Origin of the sequence: Salegentibacter agarivorans, from assembly GCF_900113135.1 — a bacterium.
Lineage (GTDB): Bacteria > Bacteroidota > Bacteroidia > Flavobacteriales > Flavobacteriaceae > Salegentibacter > Salegentibacter agarivorans.
This window is the reverse complement of the sequence record NZ_FOOH01000001.1, coordinates 263,865-282,705: the sequence shown is the minus strand read 5'-3', so window position 1 is coordinate 282,705 and position 18,841 is coordinate 263,865. Positions and strand designations below refer to the sequence as shown.

At 38.2% G+C, this 18,841-nt stretch carries 16 protein-coding genes; all 16 read right to left on the bottom strand.

The features are described 5' to 3' along the window. Position 1: 1 nt before the first annotated feature. Complete coding sequence (proC, locus tag BM084_RS01165) at positions 2-796, bottom strand: pyrroline-5-carboxylate reductase (protein ID WP_093302180.1); 795 nt, start codon at positions 794-796, stop codon at positions 2-4. Positions 797-926: 130 nt separating this feature from the next. Then, positions 927-1,889 (bottom strand): N-acetyl-gamma-glutamyl-phosphate reductase, encoded by a 963-nt coding sequence (argC, locus tag BM084_RS01160; RefSeq protein ID WP_093302178.1) that lies wholly within the window; start codon positions 1,887-1,889, stop codon positions 927-929. Beyond that, complete coding sequence (locus tag BM084_RS01155) at positions 1,886-3,073, bottom strand: argininosuccinate synthase (protein WP_093302176.1); 1,188 nt, start codon at positions 3,071-3,073, stop codon at positions 1,886-1,888. Before BM084_RS01155 ends, argC begins: the two co-directional genes overlap by 4 nt. Before the next feature lie 107 nt (positions 3,074-3,180). Further along, on the bottom strand, positions 3,181-3,816 hold the full coding sequence (locus tag BM084_RS01150) for a GNAT family N-acetyltransferase (RefSeq protein WP_075326417.1): 636 nt from the start codon (positions 3,814-3,816) through the stop codon (positions 3,181-3,183). Between the two features lie 336 nt (positions 3,817-4,152). Continuing rightward, positions 4,153-5,427 carry a threonine ammonia-lyase IlvA gene (gene ilvA / locus BM084_RS01145; protein ID WP_075326415.1) on the bottom strand — a complete coding sequence of 425 codons (1,275 nt, stop codon included), beginning with the start codon at positions 5,425-5,427 and terminating at the stop codon, positions 4,153-4,155. A 1-nt stretch (position 5,428) separates the two neighbouring features. Beyond that, entirely contained in the window at positions 5,429-6,904 is a 1,476-nt protein-coding gene (gene ilvC, locus BM084_RS01140) for a ketol-acid reductoisomerase (protein ID WP_093302173.1), read from the bottom strand. A 9-nt stretch (positions 6,905-6,913) separates the two neighbouring features. Then, the gene (gene ilvN, locus BM084_RS01135) at positions 6,914-7,444 is read right to left on the bottom strand and encodes an acetolactate synthase small subunit (RefSeq protein WP_075326411.1); all 531 of its coding nucleotides are present in this window, start codon (positions 7,442-7,444) and stop codon (positions 6,914-6,916) included. Further along, positions 7,444-9,177, bottom strand: a complete 1,734-nt coding sequence (gene ilvB, locus BM084_RS01130; protein ID WP_075326409.1) for a biosynthetic-type acetolactate synthase large subunit — start codon at positions 9,175-9,177, stop codon at positions 7,444-7,446. The genes ilvN and ilvB overlap by 1 nt, the downstream gene beginning before the upstream one ends. An 11-nt stretch (positions 9,178-9,188) precedes the next feature. After that, positions 9,189-10,862 carry a dihydroxy-acid dehydratase gene (ilvD, locus tag BM084_RS01125; protein WP_075326407.1) on the bottom strand — a complete coding sequence of 558 codons (1,674 nt, stop codon included), beginning with the start codon at positions 10,860-10,862 and terminating at the stop codon, positions 9,189-9,191. 443 nt (positions 10,863-11,305) lie between these two features. Further along, positions 11,306-12,829, bottom strand: a complete 1,524-nt coding sequence (locus BM084_RS01120) for a bifunctional GNAT family N-acetyltransferase/carbon-nitrogen hydrolase family protein (RefSeq protein ID WP_037320845.1) — start codon at positions 12,827-12,829, stop codon at positions 11,306-11,308. Positions 12,830-13,053: 224 nt separating this feature from the next. Further along, a complete protein-coding gene (locus tag BM084_RS01115; protein ID WP_075326403.1) occupies positions 13,054-13,686 on the bottom strand; it encodes a response regulator transcription factor in 633 nt (210 codons plus the stop codon). After that, entirely contained in the window at positions 13,679-14,467 is a 789-nt protein-coding gene (locus tag BM084_RS01110; RefSeq protein WP_075326401.1) for a sensor histidine kinase, read from the bottom strand. The genes BM084_RS01115 and BM084_RS01110 overlap by 8 nt, the downstream gene beginning before the upstream one ends. A 705-nt stretch (positions 14,468-15,172) precedes the next feature. Then, complete coding sequence (locus tag BM084_RS01100; protein WP_093302166.1) at positions 15,173-15,559, bottom strand: hypothetical protein; 387 nt, start codon at positions 15,557-15,559, stop codon at positions 15,173-15,175. Positions 15,560-16,519: 960 nt separating this feature from the next. After that, positions 16,520-17,377: a 5-oxoprolinase subunit C family protein gene (locus BM084_RS01095; protein WP_093302163.1), complete on the bottom strand. Its 858-nt coding sequence runs from the start codon at positions 17,375-17,377 to the stop codon at positions 16,520-16,522. Further along, positions 17,367-18,098, bottom strand: a complete 732-nt coding sequence (gene pxpB, locus BM084_RS01090) for a 5-oxoprolinase subunit PxpB (protein WP_075326393.1) — start codon at positions 18,096-18,098, stop codon at positions 17,367-17,369. Before pxpB ends, BM084_RS01095 begins: the two co-directional genes overlap by 11 nt. Beyond that, entirely contained in the window at positions 18,095-18,835 is a 741-nt protein-coding gene (pxpA, locus tag BM084_RS01085) for a 5-oxoprolinase subunit PxpA (RefSeq protein ID WP_093302160.1), read from the bottom strand. The genes pxpB and pxpA overlap by 4 nt, the downstream gene beginning before the upstream one ends. Positions 18,836-18,841: the final 6 nt, after the last annotated feature.

Here is an 18,841-nt window from a genome sequence, read left to right as displayed (position 1 = left end):
GTTATTCGGTTGTAATTGTGTTTATTTTTTTAAATGAAGACTGGATTCCTTTTATTAAAGAAGAACTAAGGCCGTTATGCTCCATTTCGTTTAGTCCTTCAATGGTACAACCACGGGGTGTGGTCACCTTATCAATTTCTTCTTCGGGGTGTTTACCAGACTCTATAAGCAAGCTGGAAGCTCCCAAACAGGTTTGCATAGCCAGTTGCTGTGCATCCTTAGCATCAAAACCAAGTTGTACCGCTCCCTGGGTGGTAGCGCGTATAAGCCGCATCCAGAAAGCGATCCCGCTGGCACAAATTACCGTAGCGGCCTGCATTTTATTTTCGGCAATAATAATACTTGTTCCCAAACGATTAAAAATAGCCTCGGCAATAGCGATGCGTTTCTTCCCTTTTTCGTTACTGCAAAGACAGGTCATAGATTTCCCCACAGCAATAGCCGTGTTGGGCATTGAACGTACAATAAACTGTTCTTCCCCAACTATAGCTTCAATAGCCGCAATTTTAAATCCGGTAATCGTAGATATTAAGACGTGCTTTTCATGCAGATCATCTTTAATTTCTTCCAGAATTCGCTGCATTTGCGTGGGTTGTACTGCAAAAATTAGGATATCGGAATTTTTAACTGCCTCACGATTATCACTGGTGACCTTAACTTTGGCATATTCCTCGTATTCCTGAATTTCTTCAGTTTTTCTTTTGGTAAGGTACAAGGTGGTAAACGCATTGTTTACAATAAGACCTTTCGCAATGGAAAGTCCCAGGTTTCCGGCTCCTATAATAGCTATTTTCATTTTTTTTGTTTTAGTAGGTTAGGCTTACCACGAATTCACTAAATATTTTTGTCAAACCTCACAGGTTTTAATTCCCGGTCCTAAGTGAATTAGATCCTGAAACAAGTTCAGGATGACGGCAATTTTATAATTAAAAATAACTCGCTTTTAATTTTAATCCTGAAGTCTCTTCAAAACCAAACATTAAGTTCATATTTTGAACTGCCTGCCCAGAAGCGCCTTTCAGTAAATTATCAATAATACTGGTAATCAAAATTTTATCGCCAAATTTCTGTATTTTCAGCAGACATTTATTAGTGTTTACCACTTGTTTTAAATGCAAATCTTCTTCAATAACAAACGTAAAAGCGGAATTCTTATAAGCTTCAGTATAGATTGCTTTCGCTTCCTCCAAACTGCCTTCAAATTTCGTGTAAGCCGTGGCGTGAATTCCTCTTGAAAAATTACCTCTATTCGGAATAAAATTAATTTCTGAGAGCTTATTATTCTGAAGTAGTTTTAGGCTCTGCCCTATTTCATTTAAATGCTGATGTTCAAAAGCTTTGTAACTGGAAAAATTATTGTCCCTCCAGGTAAAATGGGTAGTTGCAGAAAGTGAAGTTCCCGCTCCGGTTGCGCCGGTTACTGCATTTACATGCACTTCATCCTGCAACAATCCGGCTTTTGCAAGTGGCAAAATTGCTAAACTTATGGCCGTGGCAAAACAACCGGGATTAGCGATAAAACTTGCTTTTTTAATTTTTTCTTTATTGAATTCCGGCAGGCCGTAAATAAAAGAGTGTTCACCACTCATTCTATAATCGGTGCTTAAATCAACAATTCTAGTGTTTTCAGAAAACTGGTTTTCCGAAAGGAATTTCACCGAATTTCCGTGTCCAAGACATAGAAATACCACATCTACTTTTTTATTGATTTCTCCGCTGAATTGGAGATCGATTTCTCCCAGTAAATCCTGGTGTATTCCTGCTACAGGTTTCCCCGGTTGCGAGGTACTGTACACAAAATCCAGTTCAACTTCCGGGTGATTTATTAGTATTCTAATAAGTTCACCGGCCGTATACCCGGCACCACCAATTATTCCTGCTGTTATCATTTCTCTTCTTTTACGTATTGGTATATCTTCCCAGCGTTTGATAGGATTTTTATAAATCCTTTGGCATCATTTGCTGTCCAGGCTTTATTTTCTTCACCATAATTTCCAAAACTGGAATTCATTAAATCGTTGTCAGATTTAATTCCGTCCAGTGTAAATCGGTATGGATGCAAGGTGACGAAAACTTCTCCGCTTACCTGCTGTTGTGAACTTTCTAAAAAAGCTTCCAAATCCCTCATTACGGGCTCCAAATACTGACCTTCGTGTAAATGTGTCCCGTACCAATTGGCCAAATAATCTTTATGCTGTAATTGCCATTTACTTAGCGTATGCTTTTCCAGTAAATGGTGAGCTTTAATAGTGATTAAGGCTGCGGAAGCTTCAAAACCAACCCTGCCTTTTATTCCTATAATCGTATCTCCAACATGAATATCTCTTCCAATCGCATATTTTGAGGCGATATCTTCCAGAATTTCGATATTCTTCTCAGGGGAATTTTCTTTTCCATTAACCGCGGAAAGTTCTCCTTTTTTAAAAGTTAAACTGATTTGTTTCGCTTCTTTTTCCTGAAGTTGGGAAGGATAAGCACTTTCAGGTAAAGGTTTTTCTGAAGTAAGCGTTTCTGCTCCACCAACACTCGTGCCCCAAAGACCTTTATTCACCGAATATTTTGACTTTTCCCAATTCATTTCCACGCCATTCTGTTTCAGGTATTCAATCTCTTCATGCCGGCTGAGTTGCTTATCTCTAATTGGGGTGATAATTTCAATTTCGGGAGCCATAATTTGAAAGATCATATCAAATCTTACCTGGTCGTTTCCTGCGCCCGTACTACCGTGCGCAATATATTTAGCATCAATCCTTTTTGCGTAATTCACAATCTCTATGGCCTGTACAATTCGTTCTGCACTTACCGAAAGGGGATAGGTATTGTTCTTTAGCACATTTCCGAAAATTAAATATTTTACCACTTTTTGGTAAAATGAAGAAACTGCATCAATGTTTTTGTAGGTCTTAGCCCCAATTTTTTGTGCATTTTCTCCAATTTTCTTTACCTCTTCTTCTGAAAATCCGCCGGTATTTACACTCACGGCATGGACTTCAAAATTTTCTTCTTTAGATAAATATTTTGCGCAGTAAGAAGTGTCTAAACCTCCACTGTATGCTATTACTACTTTTTTCATTTGACTTATTTATTGTTACGTCATCCTGAACTTGTTTCAGGATCTAAGTAGTTTAGAAGCTGAAACAATCCCGAAGCTTCGGGACAGCTTGACGATAATTTTAATTTCTAATTTCCGTTTTTCTCTTTTTTATAAAACAAGGTCTGTTTTATATTTTTCAACCTTTTAAAAGCTTTATCATTCAAGCTTTCCTTTTTATCTCCTTTTTTTGCATCCTTCTTTCTTTCAGGATCATACATCATTCCTGTGCAAAGGCACATATTACGCTCGGTCCTGGTTAAGATATCGTAATTCTTACAGGTTTGACAGCCTTTCCAAAAGGCATCATCATCGGTAAGTTCAGAAAAGGTTACGGGTTGATATCCAAGCTCGTAATTTATTTTCATCACGGCCAAACCGGTAGTGATCCCGAAGATTTTAGCATTGGGATACATTTTCCTGGAATGGTTAAAAACCACTTCTTTAATATCTTTGGCCAATCCCTGGTTTCTGAAATCTGGGTGTACAATTAAGCCTGAGTTTGCCACATATCTTTCGTGGCTCCAGGTTTCGATATAGCAGAAACCGGCAAATTTTTCGCCGTCTAAGGCAATGACAGCATTACCCTTTTCCATTTTACCAATGATATATTCAGGGGTTCTGCGGGCAATACCCGTGCCTCTAACCTTCGCAGATTCTTCTATAGTTGTACAAATAATCTCAGCATATTGAGCGTGAGATTTATTAGCAATGACAATCTTCATTTGCTAAGAAATTAGTGAGAAAATAAATTTGATTTGTTCTTTTTGAAAGGGGAACCGGACTCACCTAAGTTCCATTAAATTATACACGCACCAAGGTGCGACGCGGGAAGCGGCGGCGTATAGGTGTAATCTCAGAAGTGATTCTGAAATTTAAATTGGACGGTATATTTTGTGGATCTTTCAAGTTATAATTAAAATCAAATAATATTAAAAAAAGAATAATGCGATTTACTTCTTACCTGCGGCGGCGCGGGAAGAAGCGAAAAACGGGAAATATTATTTGTCTCATTGAAAGCATAGTGTAAAAGTACATAATTATTTTAACCAACAAAATATTTATACCAAATATTGAAACAAATTAGGCTTATCGTTAAGATATTCCCCGTAAAAATTCTTCGCTTTCATCCTGGCTACCAGTGGCTCAAAATCGGCAGGATCGTTTAATTCTATCCCAACTACCGCCGGGGCATTTTCACGATGATGCTTTTTTGAATATTCAAAATGGGTGATATCGTCTTTAGGTCCTAAAACTTTTTCCAGAAAATCTTTTAAAGCTCCGGCTCGCTGCGGAAAACTAATCACAAAATAATGTTTAAGTCCCGCGTACAACAAAGCTCTTTCTTTGATCTCGGCAGTTCGGGTGATATCGTTATTGCTTCCGCTTACAATACACACCACGTTTTTTCCCTTTATTTCTTCAGCAAAAAAATCAAGGGCACTTATGGCCATCGCCCCGGCAGGTTCCACAACAATAGCATCCTGATTATAAAGATCCAGGATACTTTGGCAAATTTTCCCTTCAGGAACCGTGATCATTTTATCAAGATTTTGCTTACAAATTTCAAAATTTCGGCTCCCGACTTTCTGCACCGCGGCACCATCTACAAAACGCTCAATGGATTTTAATTCTACCAGTTTTCCTTCTTTTAAAGAGGAAGTCATAGAAGGTGCACCTTCCGGCTCTACCCCAATAATCTTAGTATTTGGCGAAAGTTCTTTGAACATTGATGACAATCCTGCTAAGAGTCCACCACCACCAAGGGGTGCAAAAACATAATCTATAGGTTCCTTAGCTTGCTCCAGGATTTCCAAACCAATAGTGGCCTGGCCTTCAATCACCTTTTCATCATCGAAAGGGTGAATAAAAACCAAACCAAATTTATCGGCATGTTTCATAGAACTTTTAAACGAATCGTCAAAAGTATCACCTTTTAAAACTACCTCAACCCACTCGCCACCAAACATTTTTGTCTGCTCTACTTTTTGTCTTGGGGTAGTAATTGGCATATAGATCACACCCTTAACCTGCAGTTTATTACAGGCAAAAGCTACACCCTGGGCGTGATTCCCTGCGCTGGCACAAATAACCCCTTTATCCAGTTGTTCTTGCGGCAGGCTCGAAATCTTATTATAAGCTCCCCGAATTTTATACGAACGTACCTGTTGCAAGTCTTCCCTTTTCAACATAACATTTGCTGAAAATTTCTTGCTATAGGTAAAAGATTGCATCAAAGGGGTTTTTACCACCACTTTAGAGATGCGCTCCGCCGCTTCTTTTACAGCTTCTAACTGAGGTTTATATATTTTTTTATCTGCCAGCAAAGTATCCATTTTATTCTTGTATTTTTTTCATTGCAGTCATCGCTTTTCTAAGCCTTCCACCTACTTTTTCAACCGGGTGTTGCCTAATTTCATCATTCACGGCTATTAACTGCTGATTATCTACTCCGGTATAATCAGTTCCAAAGGAATGACCAATAACCTCTTTTGGTAAGCCATTTACATAATCCTTAATAAGCGGTTTTGCTGAATGATCAAATAAATAACAACCGTATTCTGCCGTATCAGAAATAATCCTGTTCATCTCAAACAATTTCTTCCTGGCAATGGTATTCGCGATTAGCGGAGTTTCGTGTAAAGATTCATAATAAGCCGAATCTGCAACAATCCCGGCTTCTACCATAGTTTCAAAAGCCAGCTCTACACCAGATTTTACAAAGGCTACCAATAAAACACCTTTATCAAAATATTCCTGTTCTTTTATTTCTTCAGAAGTTGCTTCAGATTTTTCAAAAGCGGTTTCCCCGGTTGCTGCACGCCATTCTAATAATTCCTTATCATTATTTTCCCAGTCGAGCATCATTCGGCTACTAAATTCACCTGAAATAATATCGTCCATATGCTTTTGAAAAAGCGGACGCATTATTTGTTTTAATTCTTCGGAAATCTCATCGGCTTTGATCTTGGCAGGATTTGAAAGCCTGTCCATCATATTGGTAATTCCACCATGCTTTAAAGCTTCAGTAATAGTTTCCCAACCATATTGAATTAGCTTTGAGGCGTAAGAAGGTTCTACGCCTTCAGCAACCATCTTATCATAACTCAAAATAGAACCCGTTTGTAGCAATCCGCATAAAATGGTTTGTTCTCCCATTAAATCAGATTTTACTTCAGCCACAAAAGAAGACTCTAAAACCCCGGCTTTATCTCCACCGGTAGCGACGGCATAAGCTTTGGCCCATTCAAAACCAATTCCCTGAGGATCGTTCTCCGGATGTACCGCAATAAGTGTAGGCACTCCAAATCCTCTTTTGTATTCTTCTCTAACTTCACTTCCGGGGCATTTTGGCGCCACCATAATCACAGTAATATCTTCCCGAATCTTCATTCCTTCTTCTACGATATTAAAGCCGTGGGAATAAGAAAGCACCGCGTCTTTTTTAATATGCGGCTGAATGGCTTTTATAACCGAAGTATGTTGCTTATCTGGCGTTAGGTTAATTACCAGGTCGGCGGTAGGAATCAATTCTTCATAGGTTCCCACCTTAAAATTATTTTCTGAAGCATTTTTAAATGACTGTCGTTTTTCTTTAATAGCACCTTCACGAAGCGCATAAGAAATATCCAGGCCGCTGTCTCGCATATTCAAACCCTGGTTAAGGCCTTGAGCGCCGCAGCCCACAATCACTATCTTTTTTCCTTTTAAAGCAGCCACTCCGTCGCTGAATTCATCACTACCCATAAACCTACAGGTTCCTAATTGGGCTAATTGTTCACGTAAAGAAAGACTGTTAAAATAATTCGTCATCACTTTTATTTAATTGGTTGTATCAAATTGTTCTAAAATGTTCGAGATTGGCATTTCGTTCTTAGTTACGGCAATAGTGCCTGAACGTACAAACTGCATCAATCCATAAGGTTTTAATTTTTCGTAAAGGCTATCGGTTTCGTGGCGTTTTCCGGTTTTTTCAATTACAAAAAACTTTGGCGTAACCGTCACGATACGTGCATTAGATTCTTTTATAAAATCCTGGATATTAAGATCATCAACAAACTCGGCTGAATTTATTTTGTAAAGTGCAGTTTCCTGGTAGATCATTTCCTCATCGGTATGATAAAAAGCTTTAATTACTTCAATTTGCTTTTCTATTTGACCAACTATTTTCTTAACCTGATCTTCGGTAACCTGCACCACGATTATAAAGCGCATCACTCCGTTCACCTCACTTCTGGAGGCTGTAATACTCTCTATATTAATATGCCTTTTTTGAAAAATAGCAGCAATTCGGCTCAACAAACCTATGTTGTTTTCGGTATAAACCGAAACCGTAAAATTTTTCTTTTCCATTACTCTAATCTTATATCAGAAACTGAAGCCCCGGTAGGAACCATAGGGAAAACATTTTCTTCCTGTTCAACTTTTACCTCTAGGAAATAAGCCTCTTTAGATTGCATCATCTCCGTAACCGCTTCTTTTAAATTTTCTCTTTTACTAACCTGTTTGGCCTTAATATGATAACCTTTGGCAATTGTTATAAAATCGGGATTAATCATTTCGGTAGAAGCATATCGTTTCTCAAAAAACAATTGCTGCCACTGCCGCACCATTCCAAGAAAATCATTATTTAAAACCACAATTTTTACGGGAACTTTTGTCTGAAAAATAGTTCCTAATTCTTGGATAGTCATTTGATAACCACCATCTCCAATTACTGCAACCACATCGCGCTCTGGTGCGCCCATTTTTGCGCCAATTGCAGCCGGAAGCGCAAACCCCATTGTTCCAAGTCCACCGGAAGTTACATTGCTTCTGGTTTGGTTGAATTTTGAATAGCGACAGGCCACCATTTGATGCTGGCCAACATCTGAAACAATTACCGCGTTTCCTTGAGAGCATTTATTAATCTCATCAATAACCTCGGCCATTCCAATTTTTCCGCGTTCGGCATTTAGATCATTTTTAATAATTTTATCAAATTCAATTTTATAATGCTCCTTGAACTTTTGATGCCAGGCTTCGTGCTTATTTGGTTTTAAAAGTTCTAATAAAACTTTAAGCGTTTCGTTTACATTCCCTAAAACCGGAATATCAGCGTGTACGTTTTTGTTAATTTCAGCCGGATCTATTTCAAAATGGATCACTTTAGCTTGTTTGGCATATTTCTCCAAATTTCCGGTTACCCTGTCGTCAAAACGCATTCCTATAGCGATAAGCACATCACATTCATTTGTTAAAACATTAGGGCCGTAATTGCCATGCATTCCTACCATTCCCACATTAAGCGGATGATCGGTTGGCATAGCCGAAAGACCTAAAATAGTCCACGCCGCCGGAATACCCGACTTCTCTACTACTTTTTCGAATATTTCTTCAGCACCACCTAAGATCACACCCTGGCCAAAAACAATCATTGGTTTTTTAGCATTATTCATTGCTTCCGCGGCTCTTTCTACTTCCTTTAAATTAACTTCAGGCTTAGGTTTATAACTTCTAATGCCGGAACATTTTTTATACGAAAAATCAAGGGTAGCAAACTGCGCATCTTTGGTAATATCAATCAATACAGGCCCCGGTCTTCCAGAGCGGGCGATAAAAAATGCTTTTGCCAGAATTTCCGGAATTTCTTCTGCTTTTGTAATTTGATAATTCCACTTGGTAATAGGCGTAGAAATTCCAATAATATCGGTTTCCTGAAAAGCATCACTTCCCAGTAAATGCGAACCTACCTGCCCGGTGATACACACCATTGGCGTAGAATCTATTTGTGCATCGGCAATTCCTGTGACCAAATTCGTGGCTCCAGGACCAGACGTAGCCATCGCTACTCCTACTTTTCCACTTACTCTTGCATAACCCTGTGCTGCGTGTGTTGCGCCTTGTTCGTGGCGCGTGAGGACGTGGTGAATTTGGGTTTGGTATTTATACAATTCATCATAAACGGGCATAATTGCTCCGCCGGGATAGCCGTAAAGCGTATCCACCCCTTCCTCTAGCAAACATTTTATCACCGCCTCAGCTCCTGAAACCGTGGTTGCTTTTGGGGAAGCCGTTTTTTCGAAACTAGCTGTTTTAACTTCCATAATTCACCTTATTAAAATTCGTCGGTAACACAACCTTGTGAGGCCGAAGAAACCGTTCTTGCATATTTGTAAAGCACACCCTTATTAAATTTTAAAGCGGGTGCTTTCCAGTTTTCTTTTCTTTTCTCTATTTCTTCTGCTGAAAGCGCAACTTCAATTTTATTGGTTTCAGCGTTTATGGTAATTTGGTCTCCATCTTTCAAGAATGCCAGCAAACCACCTTCCTGGGCTTCCGGGGTAATGTGCCCGACGACAAAACCGTGGGTTCCCCCAGAAAATCTTCCGTCAGTAATTAAAGCCACATCTTTACCGAGTTTTGCACCCATTATTGCTGAAGTAGGTTTCAACATTTCCGGCATTCCAGGACCGCCTTTTGGCCCTTCATACCGAATGACGACGACATCCCCCTTTTTTACTTTTCCTTCTGAAATTCCATCGTTAGCATCATATTCACTATTAAAAACTTTAGCCGTTCCGGTAAATTGCAAACCTTCTTTTCCGGTAATTTTCGCTACCGATCCGCCTTCAGCTAGATTTCCGTAAAGAATTCTAATATGACCTGTTTTCTTGATCGGGTTATCTAAAGGTCTAAATACATCCTGACCTTCTTCCATATCTGGAACATCGGCAAGGTTTTCGGCAAGAGTTTTTCCAGTTACCGTCAAACAATCGCCGTGAAGCATATCGTTCTTCAACATATATTTTAGAACCGCTGGAATTCCGCCAATTCTATGCACATCTTCCATCGCATACTTTCCGCTTGGCTTTAGATCGGCTAAAAACGGAGTGCTATCACATATTTTTTCAAAATCTGTTAAACTAAAATCAACTTCGGCCGATTTCGCAATAGCCAAAAAGTGTAATACCGCATTGGTAGATCCACCTAGAACCGTAAGTAAACGAATCGCGTTTTCCAACGATTTACGATTCACAATATCACGAGGCTTAATATCTTTTTCAATTAGCAGGCGCACCGCTTTCCCGGCTTCCTCACTTTCAGTTTTCTTTTCTTCTCCTACCGCAGGGTTTGAGGAATTATAAGGCAGGGCCATTCCCAAAGCTTCAATTGCAGAAGCCATAGTGTTCGCGGTGTACATTCCGCCGCAGGCACCTGCACCAGGGCAGGCTTTCTCAATTATACTATCGTATTCCTCTTTGTCTATATCCCCGGCAGTTTTTGCTCCCCAGGCTTCAAAAGCAGAAACCACATCCAGTTTTTTACCATTATGACATCCTGAAGCAATTGTACCACCATACACTAAAATAGCAGGACGGTTAATTCGCAGCATTGCCATAAGCGCACCGGGCATATTTTTATCGCATCCTACCACGGTGATTAACGCATCATAAGACATCGCGTGGATTACCGTTTCCATAGAATCGGCAATAATATCACGGGATGGCAGCGAATAACGCATTCCCGGGGTTCCCATAGAAATCCCGTCGCTTACGCCAATAGTATTAAAAATTAAACCAACAAGTTCGTTTTCATTTGCACCTTTCTTAACCAATTTTGCCAAATCGTTAAGATGCATATTACACGGATTACCCTCGTAACCGGTACTGGCAATACCCACAAATGGTTTTTTAAAATCTTCTTTGGTTAGACCTATAGCGTGCAACATTGCCTGTGATGCCGGTTGCGAATCGCTTTGTGTTAAAACTTTACTGAATTTATTGTGCATTACTTATTCTTCTTCGTGTGATTTAAAGATTAAAAGTAAGCCGATAAGAATTCAACAGGTAATTTGCAGTATAGAAAGCACTACTTTCGGAATAAAAACAATTAACTTAAATAACTGTTTTACAGGGTTTTAATCGTGTTTTAATTACGATAGCTGAAAAGGTATTTTCAAGAAGAAAAATTACAGTAAGAAAAAGCCCGAAATTCGTTGGATTTCGGGCTTTTGAAAAATTCTTAATTTATTGAATTATTTTTTGTGTTTTAAATGTTTTAAGCTGAATTTCTAATAATTTGATAATTATACCAGATTCTGAAAATAATTTACATTTTTAGAAAAGATTGTCACGGCCGCCGGCCTCGCAATGACGGTTAATAAGTTAATTTAAATATCTAATACTTCCTACTGAAAACTGATAAGTCAGAACTGAGACTGCTTACTGAGAACTACTTTTTCTTCTTCAAAGAATATAAATCCTTCCTGCGGTCTTTCATATTTCTTACACTACCAAAGGCGTGAAGTTCTTTTAAGAGGTCTAAATCAACATCTACCAATAAGGTACTCTCGGTATTAGGAGTAGCTTCGGCTTTTATTCCGTTTACGGGAAATGCGAAATCTGATGGCGTTAATACCGCGCTTTGAGCATATTGAATATCCATATTATTTACTTTAGGTAAATTTCCTACAGATCCTGCAATAGCAACATAACATTCATTTTCTACCGCCCGGGCCTGTGCGCATATTTTTACACGAGAATATCCATTTTGGGTATCAGTCATAAACGGAACAAAAAGAATATTCATTCCTTCTTCGGCTAAAATTCGCCCGACTTCAGGGAACTCAATATCATAACAAATTAATACCCCAATTTTTCCACAGTCGGTATCAAAGGTTTGGAGTTTGCTACCGCCCTTCATTCCCCAGGCCGATTCTTCAGCCGGAGTGATATGTAATTTTTCATAACGCTCATAACTTCCGTCACGGCGGCATAAGAAACCAACATTATACATGTGTTCACCAATTACCATTGGCATACTTCCGGTAATGATATTTATATTGTAATTCACCGCAAATTCCTGGAAAGTTTCCAGCAAACGTTCGGTATAGGTAGAAAGTCCGCGGATGGCTTCAGGTTCCGTAAGCTCATTGAATTCGGCCATAAGTGGCGCATTGAACAATTCAGGAAAAAGGATAAAATCACTCTGGTAATCACTTACCGCATCCACAAAGAATTCAATTTGTGAAACCAGCGCATCATAATCCTTAAAAAGTCGCATTTGCCATTGTACCAAACCAAGACGAACCACGGTTTTAGGCGTATCTATCAATTTGGTGGTTTTGGTGTAGTAAATATTATTCCACTCCATCAAAACCGCGTATTCTTTACTTTCGGCGTCGCCCGGCAAATAACCTTTAATCACTTTCTTTACGTGAAAATCGTTGGAAAGCTGAAAAGATAAAACAGGATCATGAATTTCCTGCAGTTTTACTTTTTCAATATATTTTTTTGGGGTTAGTTCTTTAGAGTATGTCGCGTAATTAGGAATACGACCACCAAACACAATAGATTTGAGATTAAGCTGCTCGCAAACCTCTTTTCGGGCTTCGTATAAACGTCTTCCCAGGCGCATTCCGCGGTAATCTGGATGAATAAAAACATCTATTCCGTATAAAATATCACCGTTTTTAGTATGTGTAGAAAAATTTTCACCACCAATTATTTCATCGTAAGTATGATCTTCATCAAACTTTTTAGAATCTATAATGATAGAAAGTGCGCAACCAGCAATTTTATTGTCTATAATAATGCAAAACTGTCCTTCGGGAAACTTATTGACCAGATTCCTAATTTCATCTTTACTCCAGTATTCCTCTGGCATTTTCTGGTAGCTCTTTATCATAGAAACCTTGAGTTCCTGATAATCTTTAAGCTTTAAATTTCGAAGTTCAATTTTGGGAGTTTCGTTCACGACATTATTTTTTTGAGATTGCGAAGATACAGCAGAAAGTTATCTATTAAAAATGGGAAAGGGATTTGACTTGAATTCGCGAATAGTTATTTTGACCTATGACCTTTTAAAATCAGTTTGACGTCACCCTGAACTCGTTTCAGGGTCTAAGTAGAGCTTAACTACTTTTCAACCTAGATGCTGAAACAAGTTCAGCATGACGTTAAAATGGAGATAAAAAAAGCTTACAACAGCAAAATTCTATGCTTAATAGCATAAAGCACCAAACCGGTACGGCTTCTTACGTTTAGTTTCTGAAACAAACTTTCGCGATATCCGTCTATAGTCTTCGGACTAAGATTCATTTCGTTTGCCACTTCTTTATAGGTCATTTCAGAACAGGCCAGGCTAAGAAATTCCAGTTCGCGTTTGGTAAGGTTAACGAGTTTATTTTCTTTATCCTTATTTTTAATGGCTTCAGAAACCGCATCGCTATAGAAAAAGCCTTCTTTTATCACTTCATCCAGCGCAAATTTAAACTCATCTGGATCTATATCTTTTAGTAGATAACCGCGACAACCCAATTTCACCATAAAAGTCACGGTTTCCTCATCGTCTTCCATAGTAAGCGCCAAAACTTTTTGGTCGGGATAATTCTCTTTGAGCCAGGCCATCGTTTCAGGACCATCCATTATAGGCATTCTAATATCCAGCAATACCAAATCGGGTTTAGGCTGGTTGGCTTTAAATTGAGTCACCAGTTCCTGCCCGTTTTTATGCACGCCATTAACCTCGTAATTTTCAAAAGAATTCACCAGGTTTTTTAAAGATTGTGAAAATAAAGTGTGATCGTCTACAATTGCTACTGTATTATTCATCTTGTTGCCCCATTAAAGAATAACGTAAAGATAAGGAAGTTCCCGCGCCTATAGAAGTTTCCATCTCAAACTTTGCCTGTATCAGCGCTGCCCTGCTTTCCATGTTGAATAACCCTGAATTCTTCTTTACCCCTTCCATATCAAATCCCATCCCGTTATCTTTTGCAGTAATGATGATTTCTTCGGAAGTAAAATCAATATGAACATCTAATGCTGAAGCCTTTGCGTGTTTGATCACGTTAGAAAAGAATTCCTGAAGTATTCTGAATAAAATAATGCTGTGTTGCTGCGGAATTTCCTGTTTTTCTCCGGTTACTTTCAATTCCGTTTCAATAACGCCCATACGCTGAAACCTTTCCAGTTCATTTTCTACAGAAACCACCAAACCGGCATAACCAATCACCTGGTTGTTTAAGGATTTTGAGAGCGAACGCACTTCCTGAAGTGAATTCGCCACGGTTTCTTTAATTTCTAAAGCTGAGTTTTTTTCGGCTTCAGGTAGGCTTCTTGAAAAAATATTCAACTGCATATTAGCAACAGAAAGTAACTGACCAATATTATCGTGCAATTCCCAACCCACATTTTTTAAGGTTTGTTCCTGCATTTCCAAACGCGATTGGGAAATTTCCCGCTCAAAACGCTGTTTAGCCTCAAATTGCTCTAGCAGCATTTTATTTTTACGCCTTTGGTACACCACAAAAAAAACGATTACAAAAGCCGTTAACAGTAGGATAACTACCACAAAATAGATGATAAGTAAAATTTCTTCTTTAGAAAGCATTTGTTATATTCTTAGAAGTTGGTTTTCTCTTGTTGGCCAGAGATAAAAAGGCAATGCTATAGGAACTATACATGAAAATACTCAAACCAATTAAAACAGATCTACTTAGCTTAATAAATTCCGGACTCTGAGTAGTATAATATTTATAATAAATCAAAATAGGTGTAGTAGTTAAAAAAAACAGAAGTGCAGGAATGGAAATATAGAAACTGATCTCTCTTTTGATGTTTAGAATTTTAGAACTCAGTAAAATTTCAAAATAATAATAGAAAATCACTCCTAACAGCAAAAAATTTCCTAAAATGTAGGTCACTACAGAATGACTTTTAAAAAATACATCTGAAAAAATCAGATTGATAACACAGATAATAGTGTAGAAGATCAAGCTCGTATTAACAACATGTCTTATTTTTCTATTTGATATATTCCAGGTGAAATATAGAATATAAACTACGAAACTAATAATAAGGTAAGGATTATAAAGCCAGAAATTGCTATACAAAAAAGTATTTTTCAGAAAATGTAAAGGTTCATTCCAATAAATTATTGCAGGTATTGTAGCTAGTACTTCTACAAAAAAAGTAAGCAATAAAAAATAAGAAAAAAAACCGACCGCTTTATCAGTCGGTTTTTTTTGATAGTAATATAATCCGGAAATAGCAGCAAAACCTTCAAGTAGAATTACTAGAAAACCAAGTTCTTCCATTAATAATTACGAGGCGGATGACCGCCTTGGATTATATTCATTGGCTCAATTTCATAATTATTAGGGTCAGAATCTTCCCCGGCAGTTGCTGCATCTCCCACAGCTTCTTTGGTAGGGGACAGGAACATGGTGGTATAGCTTTTTTTCTCCTTAGTTTTAGGATAAGCGCCTAAATAAAACCGAATCCCCGGTTTTTCTACACCCTGTTCTTTAGATTTCTCCTTTACGTAATCCAGGTATTCCTGTAGTTCGTCCACACTATACCAGAATTCGCGGGTATCTTCATAACCCTCGGCTTCCCTAATATCTTTCCCACGAGTCTTCACCCATTCGTCCTGTTCCCTGCGCGCTTTGTCAACGCTAATGCATTTTTTCGGTTTTTTCATTTTAAGTTGGTTGGTTAAAAACTTAATTTTTTGTTAAGGTAAATTTAGGAGAATTTTTCATTTTGGCAAATCTTTGATTTTCAATTATCGGTTGTTGGTTGTGGGTTGTGAGTTTTCGATTCTCGGTTCTCAGTTATGGGTTCTCAGTTTTTGGTCGAACTAGATTACAAGTTGCCACGAATACACGAATGTTTTTTTAAATCACTGTGCGTAGGAGCTCCATAGTCCCCATAGAGGGAGTTTTTATTTATCCCATTATCTTCTTCTTGAAAACAGTTCGTCACCCTGAACTTGTTTCAGAGCCTGCTTCGAATTTCATTCGGAGGTCTAATATGTTAGATGCTGAAATAAATTCAGCATAACGTTTAGAAGAAAGGGGATTTTTCCCCTTGTGACGAGCGTACTTATCTTCTACTTTTGACATAGTCATTTTAGTTAGCTAAAGTGTTTTGGGGCAAAAAAGTGTCGTCAACGGTGAGGAGTTTGATTGGTAGGGTAATCAAGCTTCTCGTAACCAGGGCGGCACTTTTTTATTTTAGTGAGCCTATGTTTTAAAAAGGCCTCTGGCCGCATTTAAAATATTAGAGCGAACTAATCCCGATTTCACATCGGGATCTTCTCAAACTTAATGTTGTTCCAACCGATACACTGAATTTATTTCAAGGTCTTGTTCTCAGGGAATTCAAAACCACTTAAAACCCAAAAGATAGTTCAGCTTGCCACGAATACACTAATATTTGTTATCAAATTCATTATCAGGACTGCGACAGCGGGATGTGGCATCTCTTGTTGATTAGTTTTCGGTTTCAAACCAACTTAGATGCTGAAATAAATTCAGCATGATGTAAGTATAAAGAAAAATATAACCCTACTTTTTCAGGATAATGCTTCTCCCCCCTTTTGGGGTTGGGGCGTTTAACATATTAGATTCTGAAACAAGTTCAGAATGACGTAAAAAAATTAAGATTTAAACAAAAACCTAACCTTATCCCCTGCCTTTTTCTGCGCCATCATATTAATTCCTTTTTCACTTAGTTGCAAAACCCTAGGATAGCCACCCGTGGTTTGACAATCGCGCATAAGAACGATTAATTTTCCGCCGGGAGTGAGTTGAACGGTTCCGGGAAGTACGGGGCCGGTAATAATAGGCTGCAGTTCGTTCTCTAAGAGCTCACTTAGCTGAATAGCCATTCTATTATTATTTTTATCAATACTAAACTTACTCTGTCTTAAATGACTTTTTAAAGTTTCTGGCAGTTTTTCAAATTCAGGGCCGGGAAAAACTTCTATTACTTCAGAATTAAGATATTCATTATCAAACTTTATGGCAGCGTGAGTCTCATATTTTTCCTCCTCAGAAGCTTCGTATTGAAGCTTCATTCCTTTTTCGAACTTTTCGTGGCTGGTAATATCTTCGTACCAACTACGGCTTCCCAGGACTTTTTCGGTTTTAAATCCGTCAAGGATTGCTAAATAGGAACGCATTCCGTATTCCGGCCTTCCAAAAGATAAAATATCACCTTCGTGAATTTTCACCACTTCATTATTGTCAATTTCAGTATCATTTAGTTTTGGAGAAAGATGTGCTCCGCTAATGGCGATTTTTGTAGCTGCTGAAAATTTAAGTTTGGGACCCATTTGGGTAATTTCCATCACTGCTGCATCGGCCTGATTTTGCAAAATAAGGTTGGCGGTTTTTAAAGCGATCCTATCCATCACTCCACTTAAAGGAACTCCATATTTTTGAAATCCGCGACGACCAAAATCCTGAATTGTTGAAAATAATCCCGGATGTAAAATTTCAACTTCAGCCTTCATAATTTTCTTTTTTTAGTTGAAAAGTTCCTTCGGAAATTTGCTCTGAAATTTCTTCAAATTCTTCTTTGGAAACCGAATAAAATTTCACTTTATCGCCAGCCAAAATTTCACAAGGCGGATCGTTATTTTTATCAAAAAATTGAACTGGACAATTGCCCAAAATTTGCCATCCGCCGGGACTGGATTTCGGGTAAATCCCAGTCTGGTTTTCTCCTATTCCAACAGCCCCTTTTTCGATCTTCATTCGGGGTTCATTTCTACGCGAAATTTGAAGCTTTTTATCAAGGCCTCCCAGATATAAAAATCCGGGTAAAAATCCTGTGAAAAACACCGTATAAAATGGTTTGGTATGCAGCTGGATAATTACTTCTTTTGAGAGTTTTTTTTCTTTGGAAATGTATTCCAGGTCCCAACCGAATTCCTCCTCATAGCAAACCGGTAAGTGGAAAATTTGCTGGTTATTTATTTTTCCTATCTTAGCCTCTCCAAACAGCTCTTTAATCGCTGAAACCTCATTATAGACGTTTTCTATACTGAACATATAACTAATTAACAACGAGTTATATGTATTGATTACCTCAACATTTACTTCATCATAAAACTCTTCCAGTTTATTTTTGTAAAAAAGAAGCTTTCTGAGAAGTCTTTCACTGATTTCAGGCTCAAATTCTATCAGAATTCCCCGCTCCCCCATCGGTGTTATTTTAGGAAAATCATTCATTTTGCATTCTTAATTTTAATATTGTGTTCAGCAAATTTCTGCTGTAAAAAGTTTATAATTTCAACTGAATTTGGCGTGTCACTATGCAGGCAAAAAGTAGTGGCGACGCAACTTATTTTAGCACCATTTTCACAGGTAATTTTTCCTTCAGAAAACATAGAAAAAAGATGTTCAAAAACGGCTTCTTTTTCGCTTATTAAAGCATTGGATTTTGAACGCGAAACCAAGCTGTAATCTGGGTTATAATTTCGGTCGGCAAAAGCTTCAAAAACGATTGGAATTTTCCCTTTCGCAAGTTTAGAAATCACAGAATTTACTGGACAAAAAAGCGCTAAATTTTGATCGAATTCCAGTAAAGAATCTATGATAATTTGAGCTGTTTTTTCGTCTTTTGCAGCTTCATTATAAAGTGCTCCATGAGGTTTTACATAGGTAAGTTTTACCCCTTCTGCTTCGGCCAATTGTTTTAAACTTAAAATTTGCGCAACAATAGAACGCTGCAATTCTTCCGCAGAAATCTTCATAGTTTTTCTTCCAAAATTCTCCTTGTCGGGATAAGAAGGGTGCGCCCCTATTTCTACTCCATGCTTCACGGCAAGTTTAATAGTTTGCTGCATGGTTTCAAGAGTTCCTGCGTGACCACCGCAAGCAATATTGCAGGCAGAAATATGCGGCATTAGATCTGCATCAAAGTCGCCGCCTTCACCTAAATCGCAGTTTATATGGATTTTTTTCATCTTTTT